Below are 8,544 nucleotides of genomic sequence, written 5' to 3' on the forward strand. Positions count from 1 at the left end.
ATGAAAATCACTTTCTATTTCAGTGGCAAACCAGAGGAGGGTTCGTCATGAGCACCGTCAACGAGTCGCCGGCGGGATCGTCCAAGGCGCTTCGAGTCTCTCAATCGCGACAGTCCCGAAGCGCCTTTCCGCTCGCCGGTACCGGCGATGGCCTCGTTGACGCGGCAGGCGTCCTCTCGCGGACCATTGGTGGGGCGCTCGCCGCACGCGGCGTGCGTGGTCCGCTCCCCATTGGAGCACCGGCCGACGTGCTGGCCAAGGCCGCGGAGATGCTCGGTCCCGCGACCCTGCGCGAGCACGGCATCGGCACTGACGCCGCACTTCAGCACGTGGCGCAGTTGCTTCTCGAGCATGGCATCCATCTCGCACACCCCCACGCGGCGGCGCACTTGCAGCCGCCGCCCCTTGCCGTTGCGGTTGCGGCCGACGTCTTGGTCAGCGCCGAAAACGGCTCGCAGGACACCTACGACTCCGGCCCCGCCGGCATCGCCGTCGAGCGCTGGGTCGTCTCGGCCCTCGCCAAGTTGGCTGGCTTGGGCGAGCACGCCACCGGCGTCTTCACCCCTGGCGGCTCGCTCTCCAACATGATGGCGCTGCTCCTCGCACGCGATGCCGCGGCCGCGAAACACGGCATCAATGTGCGCAAGGACGGCGTCGCCGGCCTCCCGCGGCCGGTGATCCTCTGCTCGGAGCTCGCGCACTTCTCGGTGCATCGCGCGTGCGCCACCCTTGGCCTCGGCGAAGCCTCGGTCATCGGGGTGCCCGCCGACGAACAGCACCGCATGCACCCCGACGCGCTCGCCCCGATTTTGCGCGAGCTCGGTCCCAGTGCCACGCCGGTGTGCATCTTCGCCACCGCGGGCACCACGGACTTCGGCAGCATCGACCCGCTCCCGGTGCTCGCCAAAATCGCGCACCGGCACGGCGCATGGTTCCACGTCGATGCCGCCTACGGCTTCGGCGCCCTCTTCTCCGAGCGTCTCGCGGGCAAGCTCGCGGGCATCGAGCTCGCGCACTCCATCACCGTGGACATGCACAAGATCGGCTGGCAACCCGCGGCCGCGAGCATGCTTCTCGTGCGCGACGCCAACCTGTTTCTCCCGCTGGAGCGCTCCGTCGACTACCTCAATCCGCCCGACGACGCGAGGGCCGGCTACGACGGGCTGCTCGGCCGTTCGCTGCAGACCACGCGGCGCGCGGACGCCGTGAAGGTCGCCACCACCTTGCTCGCATACGGCCGCCAAGGCTTGGGCGCCATGGTGGATGCGTGCCACGATCTCGCGCGCTACGCGGAGCAGAGCATCGCCTCGCACCCGCAGCTCGAGCTGGTCTCGCCGGCGAACCTCACCACCGTCGTCTTCCGCTACCGAGGCAACACCGCCCCGTGGGCGCTCGACGATCTGAACGCCGACCTGCGCCGCACCCTGCTCACCTCCGGCACGGCGCTCATCGGCCGCACCAGCGTGTGCCTCGAGGGGCGCGACGCCGCATCGAGCACGTGCCTCAAGTTCACCTTGCTCAACCCGAACAGCACCCCCGCGGACATCGATGGCCTCATCGACGCCGTCGTCGCCTGCGGCCAGCAGCGTGAAACCGCGTTTCGCATCCGCGGGGAGATCGGGGGCGCGTGATGGATCTCGGAGGATCGTCGCCCACCTTGCCGGGCCTGCGCACCGTCGAAGCGGTTCCGCCGCCGCCGGTGCCGCGGCTCGATCCTCCGTGGAACCTGCGCCCCGTCGATCCACGGGGCGCCGACTTGGACTTGGTGCACGCGTGGATGCGCGCCGAGCACGTCGCCAAGTTCCTGCGCCAGCCGTGGTCGCGCGATCAGTGGCGCGAGGAGCTCACGCGCCAGTTGCAGGGTGCGCACGAGCTCCCGTGCCTGCTCCGTCGCGACACGCAGCCCATCATGTACCTCGAGATCTACCGTGCGGCGCACGATCCCGTGGCCGCCTGCTACCCGGCGCGCCCGCACGATCTCGGCTTGCACCTCGCCATCGGCGACCGCTCGCTGATCGGCATGGGGATCGCGCGCGCCGTGCTTCCGCGGATCATCGAGGCCCTCTGGCGCGCCGATCCGCGGTGCACGTGCATCCTCGTCGAGCCGGACGTCGGCAACGCCGCCGCGATCCGCACCTTCATGGCCAGCGGCTTTTCGCCGCGCGGCGAAATCACTTTGCCCAACAAAACGGCGTTGCTGCTCACGATTTCGCGACGTCAGGAAGACGTGTCCCGTGAACCCGAATAACCCCGAAAACGATTTCGACGTCATCGCCATCGGCTGCGGCCCCTTCAACTTGGGCCTCGCCGCCCTCGCGTCCACCGTCGACGGCGTGAAGCTCACCGTGCTCGAGGCGCAGGCCGATCTGCGCTGGCACTCGGGCATGATGTTCGACGACGCCATGCTCCAGGTCAATTTCATGGCCGACCTGGTGACCCTCGTGGAGCCCTCGCACCCGCTCTCCTTCTTGGCGCACCTGCGGGACACGGACCGGCTCTACCCCTTCTACATTCGGCAGCAGTTTCACTCGACCCGCAAGGAATACGAGCACTACCTCCGCTGGGCGGCGGCGAAGCTGTCGTCGATTCGCTTCTCCCACCACGTCGACAAGGCGGCATGGGATCCCGAGAGCGAACGCTTCGTCGTGCACGCTGTGCGCGAGGGGGGCGAGCGCGTGGTCTTTCGCACGCGCCACCTGGTGCTCGGCGTCGGCACGGAGCCGTCGCTTCCGCCGTCGCTGCGGCATCTGCCGAAGGACAAGCTCCTGCACACAGCCGATTTCCTCCGCCGCGAGGCGGACATGGCACGCGCCAAACGCGTGACCGTGGTGGGCTCGGGCCAGTCGGGGGCGGAGGCGGCGCTCGATCTGCTGCGCAAGAACCTCACCGGCGGCCCCGCCGTCAGCTGGCTCACGCGCACCATTTCCTTTGCCCCGCTCGACTACACGAAGCTCGTCCTGGAAATGACCACGCCCGCGTACGTGGGCTACTTCCATAGCCTCCCGCAGGCCAAACGCGACGAGCTCCTCGCCGAGCAGTGGCGCCATTACAAAGGCATCTCCACCGCCACCTTGGAGCTCATTCACGATGCCCTCTACCGTCGCGAATTCGAGACCGGCCTGGCCGATGTGGAGCTCCGCTGCGGCATTTCCATCGAGGCTTCCTCCGTGGCCGACGATGGCCAAGTCGTCCTGACCTGCCGCCAGCGCGATACGGACCGCCTCTTCGAGCACCGCACCGATATGGTGGTCGCGGCCACCGGCTACACGCCCCGCCGCCCCGCCTTCCTCGAGCCCCTCGAATCCGTGATCCGGCGCGATGCGAAGAAGCGTTACATCGTCGGGCTCGATCACGCGGTGGAGCTGGCCCCGTCCGTTACTGGCCGCATTTTCGTAGCCAACGCCGATCTGCACAGCCATGGCGCGGCCGCCCCGGATTTGGGCATCGGGGCCTATCGAAACGCCACCATCCTGAACGCGATCGCAGGTCGTCCCCTGTACCGCCTTCCGAAGCATACCGCGTACACGACCTTCGAGCCTTAACGAAGGGGGCAGGGGAGCCCCGAACGGCGAAACGCTTTTGCTACCAAGGCAAAGCGCTGTATTTGGGAAAGCCATGCCCCTGTCCCTATCGATCCGCTCGGCGCAACCTTTGGAACTGGAGACGGACCTCACCGTTTTCGGTGTTTGGGCGTTTGATCCGTCCAAAAAACTCCCCGACGCCATCAAGGATGTCGACGAAGCCCTGGGTGGGGGGCTCCTGGCACTCCTCAAGAAGGAGGAATTCTCAGGCAAGCCGGACCAAAGCCTGTCCGTGCCCGCCTTGGGCCGGGTTCCCACGGGTCGCATCGTCTTTCTCGGGCTCGGCGAGCGCGCCAACGTCAAAGATCCCGCCACCCGGACCTTTGCCGCCAAGGCGGGCCGCGCAGCGGTGGCCGACAAGGCGAAGTCCCTCGTGGTCGTCCTCCCCGACGGCCTCGAGAAATACCTCCGCGCCGTGGGCGAGGGCATCGAGCTCGGCACCTACCGATTCACCAAGTACCTGACCGGCGACCGCCGGCCCAAGGAATCCCTGGAGACCGTCACCTTCGTCGCGGGCAAAAAAGCCCCGGCCGACGCCAAGAAGGAAATCGCGCTCGGTCAGAAGATCGGCCAGGCCGTCAACCTCACGCGCGACCTGAGCAACGAGCCTTCGAACATCCTCACCCCCGCCGCCCTCGCCGCCGAGGCGCAAAAGGTGGCCAAGGCGAACGGCCTCAAGATCGAGGTGTTCGACTACAAGGAAATCCAGAAGCGCGGCATGCACCTGCTCGACGCTGTCGGCCGCGGCAGCGCCAACGAACCGCGTTTCGTGCACATCTCGTACACGCCCAGCAAGAAGGCGAAGAAGAAGCTCGTCTTCGTCGGCAAGGGCATCACCTTCGACACCGGCGGCATCAGCATCAAACCCGCCGCGGGCATGGGCGAGATGAAGCACGACATGTCCGGAGCCGCCAACATGGTGGGCCTCATGGCGGCCGTCGCGGCCATCAAGCCGAACGTGGAAGTCCACGCCCTGCTGGCCTGCGCGGAAAACATGCCCGACGGCAATGCCTACCGCCCCGGCGACGTGTGGCCCTCCCTCGACGGCAAGAGCGTCGAGATCATCAACACCGACGCCGAAGGCCGCCTCGTTCTTGCCGACGCCCTCGCCTATGCCGCCAAGCTCGAGCCCGATCTGCTCGTCGACAATGCCACCCTCACCGGTGCGTGCATCGTGGCGCTCGGCAACACCTACTCGGGCTGGTTCGCCAACAGCGAGGACGCCGCGCATGAATTCTCTGGGGCGCTCAAGGCTTCCGGCGAGCAAATGTGGCGCATGCCCCTCATCGAGGACCTGCGCGATCAATTGAAGAGCGACAGCGCCGATCTGAAGCACATGGGCGATCGCTCGGGCGGCTCCATCACCGCGGCGCTCTTCCTTCGCGAGTTCATCGGCAAGACGAAGAACTGGGTCCACGCCGACATCGCAGGCCCGGCCACCTCGGATCGCGCCAGCGGCTGGAACCCCAAGGGGGCGACCGGCCACGGCGTTCTCACCTTCGTGTCCCTCATCGAGCACGCGGCGAAGTAGTCTTTCCGTAGTATTGGAGTAGCCGTGGTCGACGTCGTCACATTGGAAAAGAAGCTCTCGCGCGCCGTGGGGCGCGCCGTGGGCGATTTCAACATGATCGCCGAGGGCGATCGCATCCTGGTGGCCGTCAGCGGCGGCAAAGACAGCTACACGATGCTGCACCTTCTCCGTCAGTTGGCGGAGAAGGCGCCGGTGAACTTCGAGCTCGAGGTGGTGAACATCGATCAGGGCCACCCCGGCTACCCGGCCGATGTCCTGCACGACTACATGAAGCGGGAAAACTACCGCTTCACCATGATCGAGGAGGACACCTACTCGATCGTCACCGAGAAGATCCCCGCCAACAAGACGTTCTGCTCGCTCTGTTCGCGGTTGCGGCGCGGCATCCTTTACCGGGTCGCCACCGAACTTCGCTGCAACAAGATCGCGCTGGGCCACCACCGCGACGACGTCATCCAGACCTTCTTTCTCAACCTGATGTTCGCCGGCCAGCTCGCCGCGATGCCGCCCAAGCTGGTCGCCAGCTCCGGCCACATCGTGCTGCGCCCCCTTTTGTACTGCGCCGAAGACGACATCGCGGCCTTCGCCGAGGCCAAGCAGTTTCCCATTTTGCCGTGCGATCTCTGCGGCTCGCAAGACAACCTGCAGCGCAAGGTCGTGGGCCGCATGATCGACCAGATGGAGCGCGAGCGCCCCGGCATGAAGGCGAGCTTTCTCGCGGCGCTTCAAAACGTGCGCCCCAGCCAGCTCCTCGACAAAGAACTCTGGGCCAAACTGGGGCTCGAAGCCGCGCGCGATCTGCCCGAGGCCGGCGCTTCTTCTGGCATGGGCGGTATGGGCGGCGGGGAGTCCTCCGGCGTGATTGCCCCGACGCGCCTCGTGCGGAACACCGGCTAGCTCGGGCAGGGTGCGCATGCTCACGGGGGATCAAAAGCGGCCGCGGTTGTTCGAGCTCGGGTCCGTCGCGCAGGCCAGCGTCCCCGGAATTTACGCGTGGTTCGTCACCGTCGCGCCGACGGCCTGGTCGCGCGGCGCACCCCCCCTGGCGAAAGTGTTCGCCCTCGCCGGTCTCGTGTTTCTCATCGTCCCCGCGGTGCTCGAACCGCGCTGGCCGAGGGGCGCGCGCATCGCCTCGGTCTGGGGACTCGCCTCCACCAGCGTCATCGTCTGGGCTTTGTGCCCCACGGCACTGGGAACCTTTGGCTCCGTGCGGTTCGACACCGCGCGCGGCATCACCGGCATGATCGGCTGGGGCCTGTTTGCCTACGCATCCGCCGCCCCCGCGGTGATCCGCAGCACGCCGTCCGGGGTCGAAAATGCCGCCCCCCTGAAACCGCGCGGCCGTGTTCCGCGCGGCGGGAGCGTCTTCATCGTCATCGGCACCGTGCTGGCGACCGCGCTGCAATTCATCGGATGGCAGACCACGTCTTCCCCGGAGCGCGGCGTCCTGGTCCGACTCGCATGCTTGGCCCTCGGTTTGGGACTCATCGGGTCCGCAACGCAAATTGCGCTGGCCCGGCACCAGACGCGCATGAAGGCCGCGTCGCGCCACCGGTTGCGCATCGTCATCCCGTGGGTTTTGGCGATCTTCCTCTTTGCCGTGGTCGGCTTCGTCTATCGCCTCACACGGTAGCGGCGCCCCGTTGTATTCTGCGCGAGGATGCATCTTTACGACGTCCTCGCGGTCGTGCTCCTGGTGCTCGGCGCCATCGCCTTCGTCCTAGGCGGTACGGCCCTCGCGCGCGCCGAAGATCTCACCGCGCTGTACTGGATGGTCGCGGGCCTCACCACCATGCGCGCCTCGGTCCAGATCGCGCGCTCGGGCGTGCGCGGATGATGCAGCCATGATGTCCGACGAGGTTCGCATCATCTACGTGCGTCCCGGCCGAGCGCCGAGCGCCAACCCACCGCCGCCGCGCCCCAGGCGCGATCAGGAGAAGAGCCCCTTCTCCATCATTTTGGAGGAGCTCATCGAGCGCATCCACGGTGCGTACGCGGCCGCCCTCGTCGACCAGGAAGGGGAGTCGGTCGACTACGCCGGCAGCATCCCGCCGTTCGACATCAAAATCGCCGCCGCGTCATGGCGCATCACGCTGGCGCATCTCGAAGCGGTCCGCGGCATCGGCAAGGCGGGCTTCATCTCCATTCGGACCACCTCGCAGACGATTTCGCTCTATGCGCTGCCCGACGGGTACGCCCTCGTCGTGCTCATGCGTCCCCGGGTCGGACTCGCGGGGACCGCGCGCGCATTTTCGGCCTGCGCGTACGCCTTGGCGAATGAAGCCGGCTGGCAACTCACCAGCGAAATCGCCCCTTGGTTTCCCGTCACCGTCGACTGCGACACGCGCAACCGGCCCATCCGCATCGTCTACGGCGGCTTGGCCGAACCCGTGGAAGTGCTCGGGATCCTCTCGGGAACCCAGTCGCGACTCACGCGCCGCGAGCGGGGCTTTCGCATCCGCCTGGCGTCCGGCCCGGAAATCACCGTGGTCCGTGAGGCGACGGGCCACTGGTACGCAGAAGAGCGGTTCGGCTGACCGCGTTTGCCACGAGATCGGCCTACTTCTCGAAAATCGGCCCACATTTCCCGGAATTGCGAAGAATCGACGCACCCGTAAAAGATTCCTCGTGACTTCAAAGTCCGGCTGAGTAGATTCCGCCGTCCTTCCGGTGGCGTTCCCCCTGAAGAAACTCCGCAGCGTTTGTGCAGTAGGCTGCGGAGATCATTGGGACAATCTGTGGAAAAGAAATCGCAAACGAAATGCTTGCGGTTCCCCACGAAGGGTCCTAGAAGAGCGCCTCCCCAACGGTTCACCTGCCGGTCCGCCGGTTTCGGGTGCCAAACCCGTTGAGGGGTCAATGCCACAGGCGACGCACTTCCACGGAGGTGCATCTCTGAAGTTCGGTTGGTCGAGCCGACAAAGAGTTTCCAAAAAGTTTCGAAAGAATCTTGACGGAAAAAAGCCCTGAGGTAGAGTGACCGTCCCGCTTCTCTCGAGGAGAAGCAGCCTCGCCACCGAGAAAAGCTTCTCGGTCCCGAAGCAAAAAGTCCTCGACAAGGAGAAACGGCTGAACTAAAAGGCCGCCTCCTCGAATCGACTCCGGAAAGTCACTTCGGTGACGCTACTGCGGGTCGGTTGGCTCTCGAGTTCTTCGGACACCGTAACGTCCGAGAGCTCCTCGAAAAGAGAGCAGACGAAAAGATTTTGGTTGACGAACCGAAACGCTGAAACTAAGGTTCGCAGCCCCAAAGTGTCGGAGCAGCAGTGCTCCCTCGGTCCTTGAAAACTGAATCGTACGCTCGCTTTTGAATAAAGAAAGCGGGCTCCCGAGAGCACGAGGTCCGGTTCGCATCATCTCGATGCACCGTCGACCGAAGTGACTCTCAGAATCCGGGTAAAACCGGGTTCGTTTCTGACCAAAAGTCAGATC

Annotated in this window: 8 protein-coding genes; all 8 read left to right on the plus strand. The window is 65.8% G+C overall.

All coding sequences use genetic code 11. From position 1 onward, the window contains the following. Nucleotides 1-47: 47 nt before the first annotated feature. The 8 genes from LVJ94_47545 (at nucleotide 48) to LVJ94_47580 (ending at nucleotide 7,649) form a co-directional block, all read left to right on the plus strand. Nucleotides 48-1,631, plus strand: coding sequence for an aminotransferase class V-fold PLP-dependent enzyme (locus LVJ94_47545; GenBank protein ID WXB04542.1), 1,584 nt, complete (start codon nucleotides 48-50; stop codon nucleotides 1,629-1,631). Then, the gene (locus LVJ94_47550) at nucleotides 1,631-2,248 is read left to right on the plus strand and encodes an acetyltransferase (GenBank protein WXB04543.1); all 618 of its coding nucleotides are present in this window, start codon (nucleotides 1,631-1,633) and stop codon (nucleotides 2,246-2,248) included. Before LVJ94_47545 ends, LVJ94_47550 begins: the two co-directional genes overlap by 1 nt. Then, complete coding sequence (locus LVJ94_47555) at nucleotides 2,235-3,542, plus strand: SidA/IucD/PvdA family monooxygenase (protein ID WXB04544.1); 1,308 nt, start codon at nucleotides 2,235-2,237, stop codon at nucleotides 3,540-3,542. Before LVJ94_47550 ends, LVJ94_47555 begins: the two co-directional genes overlap by 14 nt. 73 nt (nucleotides 3,543-3,615) lie before the next feature. Continuing rightward, nucleotides 3,616-5,112 (plus strand): leucyl aminopeptidase, encoded by a 1,497-nt coding sequence (locus LVJ94_47560; protein WXB04545.1) that lies wholly within the window; start codon nucleotides 3,616-3,618, stop codon nucleotides 5,110-5,112. Nucleotides 5,113-5,136: 24 nt separating this feature from the next. Continuing rightward, on the plus strand, nucleotides 5,137-6,009 hold the full coding sequence (gene ttcA / locus LVJ94_47565; GenBank protein WXB04546.1) for a tRNA 2-thiocytidine(32) synthetase TtcA: 873 nt from the start codon (nucleotides 5,137-5,139) through the stop codon (nucleotides 6,007-6,009). Between the two features lie 10 nt (nucleotides 6,010-6,019). Then, nucleotides 6,020-6,745 carry a hypothetical protein gene (locus LVJ94_47570; protein WXB04547.1) on the plus strand — a complete coding sequence of 242 codons (726 nt, stop codon included), beginning with the start codon at nucleotides 6,020-6,022 and terminating at the stop codon, nucleotides 6,743-6,745. Nucleotides 6,746-6,772: 27 nt separating this feature from the next. Then, nucleotides 6,773-6,949, plus strand: a complete 177-nt coding sequence (locus tag LVJ94_47575; protein WXB04548.1) for a hypothetical protein — start codon at nucleotides 6,773-6,775, stop codon at nucleotides 6,947-6,949. 7 nt (nucleotides 6,950-6,956) lie between these two features. After that, nucleotides 6,957-7,649 (plus strand): hypothetical protein, encoded by a 693-nt coding sequence (locus LVJ94_47580; protein WXB04549.1) that lies wholly within the window; start codon nucleotides 6,957-6,959, stop codon nucleotides 7,647-7,649. Nucleotides 7,650-8,544 lie beyond the last annotated feature (895 nt).

It is taken from the genome of Sorangiineae bacterium MSr11367, from assembly GCA_037157805.1.
Taxonomy (GTDB): Bacteria; Myxococcota_A; Polyangia; order Polyangiales; family Polyangiaceae; genus Pendulispora; species Pendulispora rubella.

Coding starts and splice junctions, on each gene's coding strand:
- LVJ94_47545 (WXB04542.1), top strand. CDS start 48: ATGAGCACCGTCAACGAGTCGCCGGCGGGATCGTCCAAGGCGCTTCGA.
- LVJ94_47550 (WXB04543.1), top strand. CDS start 1,631: ATGGATCTCGGAGGATCGTCGCCCACCTTGCCGGGCCTGCGCACCGTC.
- LVJ94_47560 (WXB04545.1), top strand. CDS start 3,616: ATGCCCCTGTCCCTATCGATCCGCTCGGCGCAACCTTTGGAACTGGAG.
- LVJ94_47575 (WXB04548.1), top strand. CDS start 6,773: ATGCATCTTTACGACGTCCTCGCGGTCGTGCTCCTGGTGCTCGGCGCC.
- LVJ94_47580 (WXB04549.1), top strand. CDS start 6,957: ATGATGTCCGACGAGGTTCGCATCATCTACGTGCGTCCCGGCCGAGCG.